This is a genomic window from Nocardiopsis sp. iso_237 (genome assembly GCF_056173345.1).
Genome location: NZ_CM149669.1, coordinates 1803734 through 1820272 on the forward strand (window position 1 = coordinate 1803734; position 16539 = coordinate 1820272).

Consider the following 16539-nt stretch of genomic DNA (forward strand, 5'->3'; position numbering starts at 1 on the left):
ACCCCGGGTGACCGGGGCGGACGGGCGCCGTGGGAGGGCGAGAGCGACACCGAACGGGGAGATGTCCTCTACGTGGACGTCAGCGTGAGAAGTCGTCCGGGCCCCGGAGCGGGCCGTGGTAGAACTCGTGGTCCGGCTCGTCGTCGGGGACCGGCGGGAAGGTCGGGCCGTCCTCGGTGGCCGCGGGCTCGGCCGCGATCGGGATGCCCTGGGCCAGCATGGTCTGGGCGACTCTGTTGCGCAGCTCGGGAAGCATGGAGTACAGCACGTCGCCGGGGCAGGCGGTGGCGTTGAAGTCCCGGTGCCCCCGGATCGCGCTGCCCGGGTTGAGGCCGTACGCCCCGCACAGCCAGGCCAGGGTGTCGACCAGCGTGTTCGTCAGGGCCTGGGTCGGGCCCTGGGTCATGTAGGTGCCCTCGTTCTCGATGCCGATGCACGTGCTGTTGTTGTTGGCCACGTGCGTGCCGACCACGTGCTGACGGGCGGCGATCGACTCGGGCGTGCGGTCGCGGCCCTCCATGAGGTGGCCGCCGCGGCTGATGGTGAGCTGCTGACCGGTGTCGATCCAGCCGTTGCTGTCCATGTGGTAGTTCTGGATCGACTTGGACAGGTTCAGCGCGTGGTCGAGCGTGTAGTTCGTGCTGTTGGCCGTCGCGGTGTGGTGCACCACGATGTACTGCGGCGGGTTGGCCAGGACCTGGATGGGGCTGCTCGGCGGACGAGCGTTCCAGGCGCCGCGCCAGTACAGCTCGGGCGCCGCCTGGGCTGCGAGGTCGGTGGTCTCGGCGGATGCGCCGCCAGCGCCCAGGGCGCCGAGGGAACCGCCGAGGACCGCGGCCCCCGAAGTCAGGGCCGCCGTCCTCAGGAGTGCGCGTCTGTCCATACCGGAGTGGGGGATAGGCGTCATGGCCGTCCTTCGTGTTCGGCGTGGTTACTTGCCAGTTAATGAAAAACACGGAAGGCACACGTGCGCACAGGGGTGAAACGAGGAATTCTCCTGACCGGGATCGGCCAGGAGAATTCACTCAACGTCCCCTGTCTCGCCGTCATTCAATGATGTATTGGGACCATTTCGCGAGGGACGGGGAGGTGTTCACCCGAACGCCGCCCGCAGCACCGCGACCTGCTCGCGGCGGAACTCCCGGACCACCTCCGCGTGGGGAAGGTACGTGTCGAACCCGTGAAAGGCCCCCGGGACCACGGTGGTCGCGCAGGGGACTCCGGCCGCGCGCAGGCGCTCGGCGTAGGCGAGGTCCTCGTCGTGGAACAGGTCCAGGGTGCCCACCCCGATCCAGGCCGGGGGCAGACCGGACAGGTCCTCACGGCGCGCCGGGGACGCGTAGGGCGAGAGCTCCGCACCTCCGGGTTCGGCGCCGAGGTACGACCGCCAGGCGTACCGGTTGCTGGCCGCGGACCACATGCGCACGCCGCGTTCGTCCAGGTCGGTGCGGAGCGCGGTGCGGTCGTCGAGCATCGGGTAGACGAGCAGCTGGAACAGCGGTCGGGGTCCGCCCCGGTCCAGGCACATCTGGGCCAGGGCCGCCGTGATGCCACCACCCGCGCTGGCGCCGCCGATCGCCACGCGGTCGGGGTCGATCCCCAGAGGTCCGGCCCGATCCGCCATCCAGGAGAGCGCCGCGTGGGCGTCCTCGACCGGCGCCGGGGCGGTGTGCTGGGGGGCCTTGCGGTAGCGGAGCGCCACCACGGTGGCGCCCAGTTCGCGGGCGAACTCGACGCTGCCCCTCTCGTCCTGGACCGGGCTGCCGAACAGGTACCCGCCGCCATGGCTCCACAGCAGCGCGGGGGAGGGGCCCTCCAGGGACCGGGGCCGGTAGACCCGGAGGTTGAGCGGCGGCGCGCCCTCGGGCCCCGGCACCGTGTGCTCCTCGACGAGGAGATCGGACGGAGTCCGGACCGGCCGCATGCGTTCGGTGAGCCGCTGCGCCAGACGCGCCGTGCGGGGGCCGAACGTCGGTGTGGGCAGGAAGCGGGCAGGGGCCAGGTCGGGGTGGAGCTGGGGCATCGGGTTCCTCGGGTGACGGGGGAGGGGCGAGGGAACGGCGGTGCGCCGCCGACCGTGCCCGGCCGAGCCGGGGCGTTCGTGCCGAGGTCCCATGGTGGTCACCCCAGGGGGTGTGGTCCGGGTGTCGGTGCGTTCCTTCACTGGAGGGAACTACTCCGGGCCCGGAGTAGTTCCCGGGCCCGGAGGACGTCACACCAGTTGGGAGCGGGTTCACACTGACCGGCGAGTGCTCCGTACCGGGTCAGCGGGGACGGGGGCGCCTCGGCAGGACCGCGACCGGGACGGTCGCCGCGTGCAGCACGCCCTGGCTCACGGAGCCCAGGAGCAGGCCGCGCACGCTGCCCCGTCCACGGGAGCCCACGACGATCAGGTCCGCCGCCGTACCCGCCTCCACGATGGCCTCGGAGGCCTCCCGCCCGCCACGCACCACGGAGACGGCCACCCCCTCGGTCCCGTCGTCCACGACCCGGGCCAGCATCTCCGACACCAACTCCTGCGCCCTCCGGTCCAACAGTTCGTCCGGCGGGTACCACTCGCCCTCGTCCAGGAAACGGGAGTCGAGCGGCAACGGGACCTGCCAGCTGTGCACCGCCACCACCGAACCGCCCTCCACCAGCGAGGCCTCCCGCAGAGCGAAGGCCAGCGCGCGCCGGGAGTCGTCGGACCCGTCCACCCCCACCACGATCCGGCGCGGCGGGACCGCGGGATTCTCCGCCCCGGTCCCGGGCACCACGACCACGGGGCACTCCGCCCGGGACGCCAGCCGGACGCTCACCGAGGCGTCCAGCACCGACCGCGCCGCGCCCAGCCCGCGCGAACCCACCACCGCGAGGTCGTCCGGGCCCGTCCGCCGCGCCAGAGCGGCGCCCGGCTCCTCCAACGCCAGGACCTCCTCCACGGGAACCCCTGGGTGGCGCCCGCGCACGTGGGCTCCGGCCTCGGCCAGGATCCGGCGGCCGTGGTCGGAGACCTCCTCGGGGGGCGGGAAGCGGGTGGTCCCCGCGTAGAGGGACGTCACCAACGGCATCGCCAGGGCGTACACCACGTGCAGCGGCCACCCGCGCCGGTCGGCCTCCGCGGCCGCCCAGAGCAGGGCCCACGAGGCGGTGGGCGACCCGTCGATCCCCACCACCACCTTCGGCGCGACCAGCCCGTCCTCCACCATCGACAGCCCCCTCCGGCAGCGTCCGCGCACGTCACGGCTCTGCCTGGAGTCTTCCACCCGCCCAGCGCGGATCCCAGTCCGTGAGGCGTGTCGCCGCGGGTCACCGTGGAGTGCGGGCTGCCCCCAGCACGGCTACGATGCGCACATGGGCCTGCTCACACCCCTGGCCGTACGGATCGGGGCCCTCGCGTGGACACCGCGACTCCTGCCCCAGATCACCTGGCTGGACCGGAACCTGTACCGCCTCAGCCGAGGGCGCCTCGGTCTGCTCGACCTCGCCGGGCTGCCCAACACCGTGCTCACCGTCAGGGGCCGTAAGAGCGGCCAACCGCGTCGCACACCCCTGCTGTGCGTCCCCGACGGCACGGACCACCTGGTGGCCGGATCGGCCTTCGGTGCCGACTCCACCCCCGCGTGGGCGCTCAACCTGAGGGCCGCGCGCACGGCCGAGATCGGCGGGGCGGGGCGGGGGGTGACCGTCCGGGCCGAGGAACTCACCGGGGCGCCCCGGGACCGGGCCTGGGCACGTCTGTGCGGGGTCTGGCCCAACTTCGCCCTCTACCAGCGGCGGACCGACCGGGTCATCCCCGTCTTCCGCCTCACCCCGGTCCCGGAGCGCTGAGCCTCAGCGCCGCCAGGTCTCCTGGCGCCAGGCCGCGTCCCAGAACATCCACTCGTAGGTGGTGGCCCTCCGGAACGCCTCACGCATCCGGGAGACCGTCGCCTCGCCCGCACCGGCGGCGAGCCGGTCCGCGATCGCCTTCACCTGCTCGGTGGACCGGGCGAACTCCTCGTCCCCGTAGGTGGCGATCCAGTCGCCGTAGGGGTGGTCACTGAGGTCCCCGGCCTTGGCCATGAGCCGTTCACCGACGTCGGTGTAGACCCAGAAGCACGGCAGGACCCCGGCCACGAGTTCGGGATAGCCCTGGGTGTGCGCCAGCGAAAGCACGTACGAGGTGTAGGCGGTACAGGTCGGGGACGGCTGGACGTCCTCCGCGACACTGCCCACGGTGCCCTCGTGCAGGGAGCTCTCCACCGCGATCGCGCCGTGCGCCGCCTTGGCGAAGAACGCGATCTCCTCGCTGGTGTCCGCCCTGGCGGCCGCCGTGGCCAGGGCACGCGCGTATCCGCGCAGGTACAGGGCGTCCTGGACCATGTAGTAGTCGAACCGTTCCCGGCTCAGGGTGCCGTCCCCGATCCCCTGGACGAACGGGAGGGCGTCGATGGCGTCCCGTGTCGACGCCGTCTCCTCCCACACGAGAGCACAGAAACCAGTCATGAGGCGATCCCTTCGCTAGCACGATCCAGAGCAGGTTCGACGGGTGTGATCTCAGCCCCGGTGTCCGGGGCACCCCGTGCCTGTGCCGGACCCTACCGTTCGGCCCCGTACCGGACCGCCCTCGGGGAGCCCGATACGGTCCGGAGTCCCAGGGTCGGGAGGGCCGACCGGAACCACACCCGCAAGGCCGGGCTTGTCCGTACTGGTCACGACCCGTCCCGCCGGTCTCGGGTGTATCGAGCGGTCGCGGGTTTGACGCGTGACCCCCAGGCACAGGACCTACACGTTCTGTGAACAACCTGGAAGGCCTTCGTATGCGCCCGCACCTGGCAGCCCTCGCCGCCATCCCACTCACCGCCGCTCTCCTGGCCCCCAGCCCCGCGTACGCCGCGCCCACGCCCCTGGCCGACGCGATCTCCGCCCTCACCGTCGCGGACGAGTCCCGTTCCGGCTACGACCGAAGCCTCTTCCCGCACTGGGTCGACGCCGACGGCAACGGATGCCACACCCGCGCGGAGGTCCTCATCGAGGAGGCCGAGACCGCGCCGGAGGTCGGGGACCGCTGCAGACTGACCGGGGGCGAGTGGCACTCCTATTACGACGGCCGCACCATCACCGAGGCCCGCTCCCTGGACATCGACCACATGGTCCCGCTGGCCGAGGCGTGGGACTCCGGGGCGTCTGAGTGGAGCACGAACCAGCGCCGGGACTTCGCCAACGACCTGGACGAGCCGGTGGCGCTCGTGGCCGTGAGCGCGGCCTCCAACCGGTCCAAGGCCGACCGGGACCCCGCCGAGTGGATGCCCCCGGCGGAGGAGGCGCACTGCCGGTACGTCACCGAGTGGACCACCGTGAAGACCCGCTGGAGCCTGTCGGTCGACGAGGCGGAGCTCGCCGCGCTGACGTCCGTCGCGGACACGTGCCCCGACGCGGTCGTGGAGACCACCCCGGCCCTCTAGCCCGGGGCTCGCACTGAACGGGATCGGCCGTGGTTCACGGCCGATCCCACCCGGACGCGACCTTCACCAGCGCGTTCAGGTGCTTGTCCAGTCCGTGTCCAGCCGGGTGTCCAGCCCTCTGTCCAAGCAGGTCACGCACTCTCCCAGTAGCCGCCCACATCCGGTGGGCGGGACTCAGGGAGGCACAGAGTGCAGGAGTGGATACACACGCCGGTCGGGGTGGAACCGGAACGCTGGACGACCTGGCCGGACTGCCAGAGGGTCCTGGCCATCGCACACACGGTCGCTGACGCGCAGCGGCTCATGGACCCCATCGCTGTATTGGCCGCCGACCACCGTGTGCAGGTGGTGTTCACCATCGCCCCGCACGCCGTGTTCGGCGCGGGTGTCCAGGAATGGCTGGGCGCCATTGAGGCGGTGGTGGTGCCTTGGCAACAGGCGATCCGCACTCGCTTCGACCTGGCGTTGGCCACCAGTGTCAGCCGTGAGTTGGACCGTGTGCTCGCCCCGATCGTGCTTTTCGCGCACGGGGTGGGGTTCAACAAGCTCACCCCCGTCCCCGTCTACGGGCGCCAGGTGCTGAGCCGACAGCCCTACGGGCTGGCCCGTGAGGGTTTGGTCCGAGACGGACAGCTGGTCGCGGCTCGCCTGGCTCTGGCCCACACCCATGAGGGGACACGTCTCAGCCGGGTGTGTCCGGAAGCGGTGGGCAGCGCACGCGTGGTTGGCGACGCCGCCGTCGACCGGCTCCTGGAGTCGTTGCGCCAGCGCGATCGTTGCCGAAGCGAACTCGGGGTAGGCCCCACGGAAAAGCTAGTGGTGGCCACCTCCACCTGGGGCCCTTCCTCCCTGTTGGGATCCGGACGCGAGGCCCTGCGGCGGATCATGGACCAGTCCCGTGGGAACCAGTGCCGCGTGGCACTACTGATTCATCCCAACGTCTGGGCGGCTCACGGCACCTGGCAGGTGCACTCCTGGTTGCGGGCCTGGGTCGATGCAGGACTGATCGTCGTCCCAGCAACCGCCGAGTGGACCAGTGTCCTGGCCGCCGCTGACGCGGTGCTCGGCGATCACGGTTCGACATCCCTGTACGCGACGCTCCTCTCGCGACCCGTTCTCCTGGACTCGCGCGGGGCGGGGGACGTCGACCCGGGCTCACCCATGGGCCGAGCATTTCGCTCCCTGCCCCGCGCCAGGGAGACCCTCCCGATCCTTGACCATCTTCTGCGCGAGCTCACGCAGGGGGAACAGGAAGCCCTGAAGTCACTCTCCCAGGAGGTCAGCTCCCACCCTGGTGGCTTCGCCCGGCGAACCCGGGCGATGCTCTACGAACTGTTGGACATCCCCGAACCCGACGAACCTGTGGCCATACGACCCCTGCGCTCGTTGTCCCTCGACATTCCGGGGAGGTCCCTGTGAGCACCGAACGCCGTATCGTCGTCGCCGGAGTCGCCAACCTGTGCACGGCCGCGACACTGGGCACCATCGATCTCACTGAGCCGCGGCGGCGCGTGGAGACCCAGAAGATGACCACCGGAGTCAGTGGAGTCGGCGCCAATCTCGCTGTCACCCTGCGCCGTCTCGGCGATCGGGTGGACCTGTGCACCCTGGTCGGCCAGGATGTTCCCGGCCGGGCCATCCGGGCGGGACTGGAAGAGGAGGGTCTCTACGGCCCCGGATGTGTGGACACCCCCTCCTCGCCCCTGTCGATATGTCTCGTCAGCGAAGAGGGCCACCAACTCTCCTCCACCTACCTGGACCGACTCAACGACGCGCTCTACCCGACCCAGGTGTTCCGTGACGTGGTCCAGGACGCGGACCTCGCGGTGTTGACCAACGTTGGCTTCTCTCGTCCCCTCATCGCCCACGCGCACAGTGTGGGAGTGCCGATCGCGGTCGACGTGCACCGCATCGCCGACATCCACCAGCCCGGACAGCGGGCGTGGCTGCACAGCGCCGACATCCTTTTCTGCTCACACGAGCGCCTGCCCTGCCCACCCGGGGAGTGGATCAGGGAGGTCTTCGAGACCTACCCCGGCTGTGCGATCGCCGGAGTGGGTCTCGGATCCGAAGGCGCGATGGTGGGGACCAGGGACGGGATGCTGATCAGCGCCCGCACTCCGCTCCCTCGGCCCCTGGCCAACACCGTCGGTGCGGGCGACACCCTCTTCGCCTCCTTCCTGCACGGATGGTTGGCCGCCGGCAACCCGGCACAGGCCCTGCACGACGCCGTTCTCCACGCGAGCTGGTTCGTCGGGGAGCTCTTCCCCAACACCGGACGTCTGGACTCCGACGAGCTGAGCGACCTGTCACGCACACACCCGGTCCACCTGTCCGTGGGCCGCTGGTGAACTATCCCAGCCCGTCCAGCCTCCTCTGGACCCTGCGACGGGCTGGGTCTCCCTCCGTCAGCAATTCCAGGGCGTTCTCGTAGGCGGCTCTTGCGGCGGTCACTCCGCCTTGGTTCTCGCTGATCTCACCCAGTGCCTCCCAGGCTTTTCCCTGGCCGGACACCGATCCGAGCGCGATCATCCCCGCCAGGGCAGTCTCGGCCTCACAGCGGGCTCGATCAACTTGGGACAGTTCCACGAGAACGGACCCGAGGGCGATCCGTACGCGGGCCTCGTAGTAGCGGGAGCCCCCCAGCAGTGGCAGGGCTCGTTCCAAGTACTCTTGCGCCTCCTCGGGAGACCGCGTGGCCAGGTGTGCACGACCGAGCCTGTACAGGGTGACGGCCATGTTGTGCACGCTGCCAGCACGTTCGTCCGCCTCCAGCGCGTCTTGGAGGTAGCCGACGGCCGACTGGAAGTCCTGGTTCTGGAAGGCCATGATGCCCCGTCTTTGACGAGTCTGCGCCACTCGCTTCCACTCCCGTTCGTCCGACCAGATCTGCTCCGCCTCCTCCAAGTCGAGCATCGCCTCGCCAACGTTCCCCAAGTGGCTGTGGACCAGGGCGCGCTTGTTGAGCAGCCGACCGAGTGCAGTGTTGTCACCCAGACCCCGCGCGGCCGGGATGGCTATCTCCCCGGCGCGCAGCCATGTGAGAGCCTGGCCGTGGTGGAGGAAAAGCGGCCACAGTCCCTCCGTCAGTCGCAGGGCGTCCTGGGGCTGGTCGCGTCGCGCCAACTCAATCAGGTCGACCAGGTTGTCCTGCTCCGTACGCAGCCACTCGGCGGCCTTAGCCGGACCGGTGAACGCGGTGGAGACCACCGACGCCCGGGAACCGGCGTAGGGGCGCAGCACCGCGTCGGCCTCGACGGAGAGCCTGGCGAAGGCTCGCACGAGCCTTGCAACCCCTTGTCCCTTCGCCACGGCGCTCTCGTGTTCGAAGGCCTTCTCCGTGGCATGGAGGCGCAGGAGGTCGTGGAAGCGGTACCGGCCTGGGCCGTGCTCGATCAGGAGGTGCTGTTGTGCCAGATCTCGCAGCACTTCCTCACAGGCGGCACGACTGTCACCTGTGACACAGGAGGCGACCAGCGCGGTGATCTCGGGGCCGGGGTGCCAAGCGAGCCGATGGTAGGTGCGAGCCTGTTTGGTGGTCAGGGATTCGTAGGAGAGATCGAAAGCCCCGCGAAGCGACACCTCGACACCGACCCGTTCTCCGAACGAGTTCAACCTTTCCAAGCGATCCTGGGACTCCTTCAGGCCTCTCGCGACCCCTGTCCAGGAGCTCCAGCGATCGATACCTTCGGAGACGGCCACGGCGCACAGGGCCACGGGCAGACCACCACACATTCGGGCGATGTCACGCATCGCGGCCTGGTCCGTGTCATCGGTAACTGGTTCACCGCTCCTCCTCCTCAGGAGTTCCACCCCCTCGTCGGGGTGCAGGGGTGGGACCCGCACGATCGTGCCTCCATCCATGTGCAGCCCCTTGAGGTTCACGCGGGAGGTCACCACCACCGTGTTTCCGGTTCCACCGGGAAGGAGAACACGGGCCTGAGCGGCTGTGAGGGCGTCGTCCAGCAGGAGGACCACTCGTGACTCCGCCGTAGCCGACCGCCACCAGGAGGCCCGAACCCCGATTTCGGTTGGTACCGACTTGGGGTCCATGCCCAGGGAGTGGAGTAGACCCTCCAACGCCTGGTTGGGGTCGGTCGGCCGCCCTGGGGAGAACCCCCGGAGGTCGACGAAGAAGTGGCCGTCCCCGGCCAGCTCGGGGTGATCGTGCAGGAAACGTGTGGCCAGGGCTGACTTTCCCACTCCGGCCTGGCCGGTGATCACGACGAGTGCATTGCGCCTGTCGGTATGCGATCGCGCCACTGCCGCCGCGATGTGCGCCTCCAGGGACGTCCGGCGGACGAAGTCCGGGGGAGGGGAGGGAAGTTGCCGTGCTTTTGTCGGATGGGGAGAGCCTTCCAGGTGGATGTCACCGTGGACCGATCCGATCTGGAGGGCGATTCCTTTGACCTCGCCGTGGATCCGGTTGCTCGTGTGAGGATACGAATGACTGGTCTGATGGAAGTGGTCCACGTTGCTCCGTTGACAGAGGGATGATTCCGCGATCAAGCGTCACGTTCTTCTGATAGTCGAGTTTCCTGATGTTGGGAATCCCGAGCAAGCCCCGATAGGTCATAGTCCCCTGCGGGTCAGGGGAGATGCATGTGCCGATTCCTGGGCGATGCAACTGTGGCCAGCTTAAATTCGAACTGGAGGCGCGAAAAACACCCGCGGCGCAGTTGGCCGCAGGTGTCAGGAGTAACATTATTGGAGTGTCCGATGGGCCCCTCTTCAGCTAGGAAAGCACCCCCACAGAGGCAAGCTGAACTGCCCATGCGTAGGCCCAACTGTATGCTTTGAGTGCAAGAATCGGTATGATGATGAACTTCATTGTTCGCTTTCTAGTCCCTTGCTTCTCTTTGGTCGGATGCGCAAGGGTTAATTGGTGGGTCCAATGAGGAACGGGGCGTCACGGTTATCTGTGACGTCCCGTTTTGGTGTACGTGGAGTGTAGCGGTACCTCACCGACTCGTCGCCATGTTTCCTCTGAGGCTTATGCTAGCGTCCTGCCACCCTGGGCGCTCCGGTTCCTATGAGGTTCAGAGTGGTGAAATGGCATCCAGGAGAGATCGGACGACGGTGGCTTCAGGAGACGCCAACTCCTCGTAGAGGTCGGCGGCCGACGTGAGTCTGTCCTGGCTCTCGGCAGTATCGCCGAGAGCCAGGTGCTGTTGCCCGAGTATGTGAAGGGCATGGGCCTGTTGCTTGCGCAAACCGTGTTCGTCTGCGATACGGAGAGCCTGTTCGAGATGGTCGATGCGAAGGCGCGGACCGTCTGGATCCTGATTGACTTCCGCCAGCCCCATGTGCACGTCGAACATCACGTTGGGAGGAGCGAAGCTCCGTAGCTCCAGGCACTGTTGGAAGTGGTACCGAGCTCTTTCCCACTTGTTCTGCATGGCGTACGCGGCGCCCAGAGTGGACAGGACGGCGAGCCTCGTCCACGGGTCATGGAATCGATCCAGGCAGGAAAGAGCCCTACTGGAGCAGGCGATGGCTTGCTCCGGGTTGCGGCGAGTTAGGGATAAATCACCCATGTTGGCCCATGCGAGAGCCTCTCTGCGCTCATCGAGACTGACTTGGGCGAAGTCGCGAACCGATTCGCACAAGGACCACGCCTCATGGTGAAATCCCAGCTGCTGTAATGCTCCCGCGAGGTTCAGCTGGACGTTTGACAACACGGGTGGGTCGGATACTCGCTCGAGATGCCGTGTGACGTCACTGAAGTCCGCTACCGCCTCATGGAAGGCACTGGTGACGAGGTGACACAACCCTCGGTTGCGGAGGGCGAAGACGATCCCGGCCCGGTGTCCAAGAACCTCGAATCGCTCCAGGGCACGTTGCAGGAGTTCCAGGCTCAGGCCGTAACGCCCTTGGACGTAGCGGATCAACCCTTGGTGTGCGATGGCCCATGCCTGGCCCAAGCTGTCTCCTGCTCGGCCCCATTGTTGGTGAGAGATCCGGTTGTGCTGAAGTGATCGCTCCACCTCGCCGGTACGAAGCAGGGCTCGTGCCAGGTCAAAGTGTCCGCGAGCTGTCTTTCTGGCCGGACCGACTTCCTGCAACCCTTGGCAGGCTCGTTCATGCAGAGACGGCGCGGTGTGCCATGGGCCATGGACGTCCAGGTATTCGGCTACCGCGTGCGCTAGATCCGCTGCAACCGGACCCTGTTCAACCACTCGCGATGCACTGACCAGAGTTATCAGGTTGGGGAGCTCACTTCGGAACCAGGAATCGGCGCGGGTTCTGTCCCAATGTGGGGCCTCACGAGCAGTTTCGACTTCGTCGCGTCCGGGGCGGTAGGGGTGCAGAGCCGCGTCGGCGGCTTCGGACCGAGCCAGGTAGCAGCCGTACATGCGATCCAGTGAGGCCTGAATCCTTCTGGGCGACAGATCCTTCCTGACGGTGCTGGAAGCGTGGTCCTTCACGAGGGTGTGCAGTCGAAACCGGTCGGGCTGATGTTCCTCGATCAGGCACGCGCTCACGAGCTCGGCCAGCGACTCCCGGGCGGCTGACTCGTCGACACTGATGAGAGCTGTCGCGATGGGTCCACTCATGATGCGTGTGGGGTGCAGGCCGAGATGGGAGAACGCCTGTCGTGCCTCTTCGCTCACCGATTGCAGCGCGAGGTCGAACACACGACCGAGATCCAGCTGGCCCACACGGAACGCGTCCAAGCCTCCCCCGCCCACAGACAGGCGTTCCAGGAGCGATCTCGTTGTCCAGGAGGGCTGGAGACGGAGCATGGTCGCGGTCAGGCGCATCGCAAGTGGTAGTCGGCCACAGCGTGTGATCACGTCCTGGAGAAGAGAGTCTTCCGCTGACAGCAGGCTCGGACGTCCGCTTGCCGCGGCAAACATCTCGGCGGATTCGACCAGGGAAGGAAGCCCCAAAGGCAGATGGTCGGCTTCGTTGATCCCAGTGAGTTGGAAGCGGCTGGTGATCAGTACCGCGCACTGCTCTCCCACGGGAAGTAGCGGAACGACCTGCTCTGCGCTGGCCGCGTCATCCAGGATGAGGAGCAGACGCATCGATCGTGTGTGTTCGCGCCACAGCGCCACCTGCTCGGCGAGGGATTCGGGGATACGCTGCGCTGGGATCCGGAGCAGCCGAAGCAGTTCGGTGAGTGCTTCCGAAGGGGTCAGCGGAGCGAGGTGCCCGTGATTCCCACGCAGGTCCATGGTCAGACGGGCCTGGGGGAAGTCCTTCTTGACGTGGTGAGCGACGCGCATCGCCAGAGAGCTCTTGCCGACCCCGGCCATGCCGCTGATGGCCCACACGTTCGGAGAGGTCGATCCCCGGTCGCGTAACCGTGAGGTCAGAAGAGCCAGCTCGGGTTCGCGACCACGGAAGAGTTTCTGGTCCCTGTCCAGGTTGTCCAGAGGCGGGGGTGTGTCGAATTCTTCCTGTTTACCCCTGTTCCTGGGTTGGGGGAAAGTTTTCGTTGCGTGCAGGATCTCTTCGAGCTCCCGCTGTGTATCTTTGGAGGGATCGACTCCCAATTCCTCACTGAGCCGGTTCTTGAACCGTTGGTATACCACCAAAGCGTCTGCGGGTCGGCCCGCGGACCTGAGCGAACGCAGGACGAATCTGTGCAGCGCTTCGTTGGTGGGGTAGAGCATAAGCGCCCTGTCCAGGACGTCCAGCACCTCGGAGGTTTCTCCGGAGTCGAGCGCCAGTTCGGCCCACTCGGCGAGGATCTCCTGGTGAGCCTGCTCCATCGTCTGGCGCATCCGTGTCGCCCACTGGCCCGGGAGCCCTGCGAGCGGGGTGTCCCTGCGTAGCTCCAGCGCTTCTCGTAGCAGAGCACGGGCTTGCGCGTGCTGTCCGCTGCGGCGGTGTGCGTGCGCGCGTTCCCGAAGGCTTCCCTGCCTTGCCCAATCGATGTTCTCTGGCTCGAACCTGATCCGGTAGCCGCTGTCTCCATGTGACAACACGGTTCGTTCTATGCCTGCCGTGTCCAGGCGCCGCCGAAGCCGAGTGATGTAGGTGTGCAGGGTGCTTCGATATGTGGGAGGAGGTGTGACCCAGAGTCTGCCCGCCAACTCCGAGGCTGGCAACGGAGTTCGGCCAGCGAGCGCGAGATAGGTCAGGAGCTCCCGCTCACGGCCGGAACCAAGGTCGACCAGCCTGTCGTTGAAGTACAGATGAACGTTGCCCAGAAGCTGTAGCCGCACAACTGAATCCTCACCGCGTGGAACCCCCTTCCCGAGGATCGCATATTAGTGTGCGTCAAGAAAGACTCCAGCCTCTTCTCTCTGGTGCCTTGGTTGGAAAGGGAAATGATCGCGAGGTGATGCATGTGCACTTTCTCATTCGCGTTCGCGTGAATTGTTGTTCGTGTTTCGTGTGATTCGCTTGAGTTCGCCACCGGCGCGCCCCTCGGGAGGTGCGCTCGGTCCTAGGGGGTGCGGCGGCGGAGGGTGAGCGAGGCCAGCAGGACCGCGCCCACGGTGAAGGCGGACACGATCAGCAGCGGCCGGTACACGTCCCAGGTCCCGTCTCCGGCCGCCACCGCGTTCACCGCGTCGATCGCGTGGCTCAGCGGCAGCCAGTCCGAGATCGCGTGGAGCACGTCGGGCATCCGGACGCGCGGCATGAAGAGCCCGCCCAGGATGATCTGTGGGAACACCAGCAGGGGCATGAACTGCACCGCCTGGAACTCGGTGCGCGCGAACGCGCTGGCGAGGAGGCCGAGCGCGGTCCCCAGCAGCGCGTCGACGACCGCGACCAGGCCCAGCGACCAGAGCGGCCCCTCGACGTCGAGCCCGCACACGTACACGGCGAACAGCACGGTGACGAAGGCCTGGACGATCGCGGTCAGCCCGAACGCGAACGCGTAGCCGAAGATGAGGTCGAACCTGCCGATCGGGGTCGACAGGAGGCGTTCCAGGGTCCCGGACCGGCGTTCCCTCAGGGTGGTGACACTCGTGATCAGGAACATCACCACGAACGGGAAGAGGGCCAGGATCGCCGGGCCGATGTCGTCGAAGACCGACGTGTCGGTGAAGAGCCAGGCGAAGAGGCCGACGAGCAGGCTCGGGGCCACCAGCAGCAGGACGATCGACCTCGGGTCGTGGCCGAGCTGGCGCAGGACGCGGCCGCTCGTGGCGAAGGTGCGCGCGGGGTTCATCCGGCCTCCCTCTCGATGAGGGCCAGGAAGGCGCGGTCGGGGTCGTCCGCCCCGGTCTCGGAGAGCAGCCGGGCGGGCGTGGTGTCGGCCATGACGCGCCCGTCGCGCATCAGCAGCAGCCGGTCGCAGCGCAGGGCCTCGTCCATCACGTGGCTGGAGACCACGAGCGTCGCCCCCTCCGCGACGAGCGAGCGGAACACCGCCCACAGTTCCTCGCGCAGCAGCGGGTCGAGGCCGACCGTGGGTTCGTCGAGGACGACGAGTTCGGGGCGGCCGAGGATCGCGACCGCGAGCGAGACCCGGCTGGCCTGGCCGCCGCTGAGCGTGTCCACGCGCTGACCGGCCCGGTCGCGGAGGTTCACCTGGTCGAGGACGCGCCCCACGTCCCTCCGGGAGGCGCCGATCAGTCTCGCGAAGTAGCGCAGGTTCTGTTCGACGGTGAGGTCGGAGTACACCGACGCCGCCTGGGTGTCGTAGGCGACGCGGTGGCGCAGGCCCGCGCTCCCCGCCTCCTGGCCGAGCACCGTGACGCTGCCCCCCTGGACGCGCTGTGTTCCGACGATCGCGCGCATTAGTGTGGTCTTGCCGCATCCGGAGGGCCCCATCAGCCCGGTGATCACCCCCCGGTCCACCTCCAGGCCGAGTCCGTCGAACACGACGCCGCCGCCGCGCCGGACACGCAGGTCACGGACGACGACGGCAGCGGTCGGGTCATGGTTCATGGCGCAGCATCATGCGCGGCGAACCGGTACCGGTCAAGGCGCCACTCACGGGGGATCAGGAGCGCAGTGTGGTGAAGTCGCGCGAGGCCACGAAGCCGGGCCGGCGTCCCCGCGCGGAGAACGGCTCGACCAGCGCGTTGTCCACGCTGTTGAACACCACGAAGATGTTCGAGCGCGGGTACGGCGTGATGTTGTTGCCGGAGCCGTGCATGCTGTTGCAGTCGAACCACAGGGCCGACCCGCTCGGGCCGGTGAACTGCTCGATCCCGTGCTCGCGGGCGAGCGCGGCGATGTCCTCCTCCTGCGGGACCCCGACCTTCTGGGCCTTCAGTGAGGACTGGTAGTTGTCCTCCGGAGTGCGTCCCAGGCAGGGCACGAACGTGCGGTGTGCCCCCGGCATGAGCATCAGCCCGCCGTTGAACGGATGGTTGTCGGTCAGTCCGATGGACAGGCTGACCGCCGCCATGCCCTCCATACCGTCCTCGGCGTGCCAGGTCTCGAAGTCCGAGTGCCAGTAGAACCCGTTGCCCCGGAACCCCGGCATGAAGTTCACCCGGCTCTGGTGGACGTAGACGTCCGAGCCGAGGATCTGGCGCGCGTGGTCCAGGACGCGCGGCTCCCTGATGAGCCGGGCGATCCGGTCACTCAGCAGGTGCGCGTCGAAGACGGACCGCACCTCGTCGGAGGCGGGCTCCGTGATGGTGCGCTCGTCGGCGCGGATCACGGGATCCTCGACCATCGCCCGGAGCTCGTCCAGGGCTGCGGCGACCTCCGGCGGGGACAGCAGGTCCCGCTGGATGTGGAAACCGTCGCGGGCGTGCGCGACGAGTTCGGCGGTGGTGGCGGGCCCCTCCGTCACCCCGGGCCACACGGTCGGTTCGTGGCGTTCGATCCACCCCTTCCCCTGGTCGGGGTCCACACGGGTGGGGTAGCGATCCTGGATGTGGGCGTCTACGAGTGTCACGGCAGACTTCTCCCTTCCGGCGTCTCTTCCTTTCGGTGGTCCAAGGCGTACTGGTGCGTCTCGCGACCAGGGGCGGAGATGCGCCCCTGGCCTACGCCGTGCCCTGCCGCGCGGACGGGTAATCATCGCCGGAACCGGTGCGGCACCCGGACGACCAGCACGGGGACAACGGGGTTCCAACGGGGGATGTACGGCCGGAACATGGAGTCGCCCGCGAAGCGGACCCGCGTCTACACCCGGTCTCCTCCAAGGATCCCGGAGCCTCTGGAGAGGAAACACGGCCCAAAATCCGGC

At 67.9% G+C, this 16539-nt stretch carries 13 protein-coding genes and 1 riboswitch; of the genes, 4 read left to right on the forward strand and 9 right to left on the reverse strand.

The window, feature by feature from the left end; translation table 11 throughout:
• Window positions 1-79 precede the first annotated feature (79 nt).
• From AC0VYM_RS08140 to AC0VYM_RS08150, 3 genes are all read right to left on the reverse strand, one after another.
• The gene (locus tag AC0VYM_RS08140; RefSeq protein ID WP_475460680.1) at window positions 80-907 is read right to left on the reverse strand and encodes a peptidoglycan recognition protein family protein; all 828 of its coding nucleotides are present in this window, start codon (window positions 905-907) and stop codon (window positions 80-82) included.
• A 186-nt stretch (window positions 908-1093) separates the two neighbouring features.
• Window positions 1094-2023 (reverse strand): alpha/beta hydrolase, encoded by a 930-nt coding sequence (locus tag AC0VYM_RS08145; protein ID WP_475460682.1) that lies wholly within the window; start codon window positions 2021-2023, stop codon window positions 1094-1096.
• 241 nt (window positions 2024-2264) lie between these two features.
• Window positions 2265-3188 (reverse strand): universal stress protein, encoded by a 924-nt coding sequence (locus AC0VYM_RS08150; RefSeq protein ID WP_475462974.1) that lies wholly within the window; start codon window positions 3186-3188, stop codon window positions 2265-2267.
• 145 nt (window positions 3189-3333) lie between these two features.
• On the opposite strand from AC0VYM_RS08150, the gene AC0VYM_RS08155 reads away from it, so the two are divergent.
• On the forward strand, window positions 3334-3810 hold the full coding sequence (locus tag AC0VYM_RS08155; RefSeq protein ID WP_475460684.1) for a nitroreductase/quinone reductase family protein: 477 nt from the start codon (window positions 3334-3336) through the stop codon (window positions 3808-3810).
• Window positions 3811-3813: 3 nt separating this feature from the next.
• Here AC0VYM_RS08155 and tenA read toward each other — a convergent pair whose 3' ends face one another.
• On the reverse strand, window positions 3814-4467 hold the full coding sequence (gene tenA / locus AC0VYM_RS08160) for a thiaminase II (protein ID WP_475460686.1): 654 nt from the start codon (window positions 4465-4467) through the stop codon (window positions 3814-3816).
• A riboswitch (TPP riboswitch) is annotated at window positions 4457-4554 on the reverse strand. Its footprint overlaps the gene before it by 11 nt.
• A 227-nt stretch (window positions 4555-4781) precedes the next feature.
• Here tenA and AC0VYM_RS08165 point away from each other — a divergent pair.
• The 3 genes from AC0VYM_RS08165 (at window position 4782) to AC0VYM_RS08175 (ending at window position 7777) form a co-directional block, all read left to right on the forward strand.
• Window positions 4782-5426 (forward strand): HNH endonuclease family protein, encoded by a 645-nt coding sequence (locus tag AC0VYM_RS08165; RefSeq protein ID WP_475460688.1) that lies wholly within the window; start codon window positions 4782-4784, stop codon window positions 5424-5426.
• 189 nt (window positions 5427-5615) lie between these two features.
• Complete coding sequence (locus AC0VYM_RS08170) at window positions 5616-6845, forward strand: hypothetical protein (RefSeq protein WP_475460690.1); 1230 nt, start codon at window positions 5616-5618, stop codon at window positions 6843-6845.
• A complete protein-coding gene (locus AC0VYM_RS08175; RefSeq protein WP_475460692.1) occupies window positions 6842-7777 on the forward strand; it encodes a carbohydrate kinase family protein in 936 nt (311 codons plus the stop codon). Before AC0VYM_RS08170 ends, AC0VYM_RS08175 begins: the two co-directional genes overlap by 4 nt.
• Window position 7778: 1 nt before the next feature.
• Here AC0VYM_RS08175 and AC0VYM_RS08180 read toward each other — a convergent pair whose 3' ends face one another.
• From AC0VYM_RS08180 to thpD, 5 genes are all read right to left on the reverse strand, one after another.
• A complete protein-coding gene (locus tag AC0VYM_RS08180; protein WP_475460694.1) occupies window positions 7779-9935 on the reverse strand; it encodes an ATP-binding protein in 2157 nt (718 codons plus the stop codon).
• 530 nt (window positions 9936-10465) lie between these two features.
• Complete coding sequence (locus AC0VYM_RS08185) at window positions 10466-13603, reverse strand: AfsR/SARP family transcriptional regulator (protein WP_475460696.1); 3138 nt, start codon at window positions 13601-13603, stop codon at window positions 10466-10468.
• Window positions 13604-13827: 224 nt separating this feature from the next.
• Complete coding sequence (locus AC0VYM_RS08190) at window positions 13828-14559, reverse strand: ABC transporter permease (protein WP_475460698.1); 732 nt, start codon at window positions 14557-14559, stop codon at window positions 13828-13830.
• Window positions 14556-15281 carry an ABC transporter ATP-binding protein gene (locus AC0VYM_RS08195; protein ID WP_475460700.1) on the reverse strand — a complete coding sequence of 242 codons (726 nt, stop codon included), beginning with the start codon at window positions 15279-15281 and terminating at the stop codon, window positions 14556-14558. The genes AC0VYM_RS08190 and AC0VYM_RS08195 overlap by 4 nt, the downstream gene beginning before the upstream one ends.
• Before the next feature lie 55 nt (window positions 15282-15336).
• Window positions 15337-16245, reverse strand: a complete 909-nt coding sequence (thpD, locus tag AC0VYM_RS08200) for an ectoine hydroxylase (RefSeq protein WP_475460701.1) — start codon at window positions 16243-16245, stop codon at window positions 15337-15339.
• Window positions 16246-16539 lie beyond the last annotated feature (294 nt).

Bases quoted from the DNA above. Each gene is read 5' to 3' on its own strand.
- AC0VYM_RS08145 (WP_475460682.1), bottom strand. From the start codon at position 2,023: ATGCCCCAGCTCCACCCCGACCTGGCCCCTGCCCGCTTCCTGCCCACA.
- tenA (WP_475460686.1), bottom strand. From the start codon at position 4,467: ATGACTGGTTTCTGTGCTCTCGTGTGGGAGGAGACGGCGTCGACACGG.
- AC0VYM_RS08165 (WP_475460688.1), top strand. From the start codon at position 4,782: ATGCGCCCGCACCTGGCAGCCCTCGCCGCCATCCCACTCACCGCCGCT.
- AC0VYM_RS08195 (WP_475460700.1), bottom strand. From the start codon at position 15,281: ATGAACCATGACCCGACCGCTGCCGTCGTCGTCCGTGACCTGCGTGTC.
- AC0VYM_RS08155 (WP_475460684.1), top strand. From the start codon at position 3,334: ATGGGCCTGCTCACACCCCTGGCCGTACGGATCGGGGCCCTCGCGTGG.
- AC0VYM_RS08190 (WP_475460698.1), bottom strand. From the start codon at position 14,559: ATGAACCCCGCGCGCACCTTCGCCACGAGCGGCCGCGTCCTGCGCCAG.
- AC0VYM_RS08140 (WP_475460680.1), bottom strand. From the start codon at position 907: ATGACGCCTATCCCCCACTCCGGTATGGACAGACGCGCACTCCTGAGG.
- AC0VYM_RS08150 (WP_475462974.1), bottom strand. From the start codon at position 3,188: ATGGTGGAGGACGGGCTGGTCGCGCCGAAGGTGGTGGTGGGGATCGAC.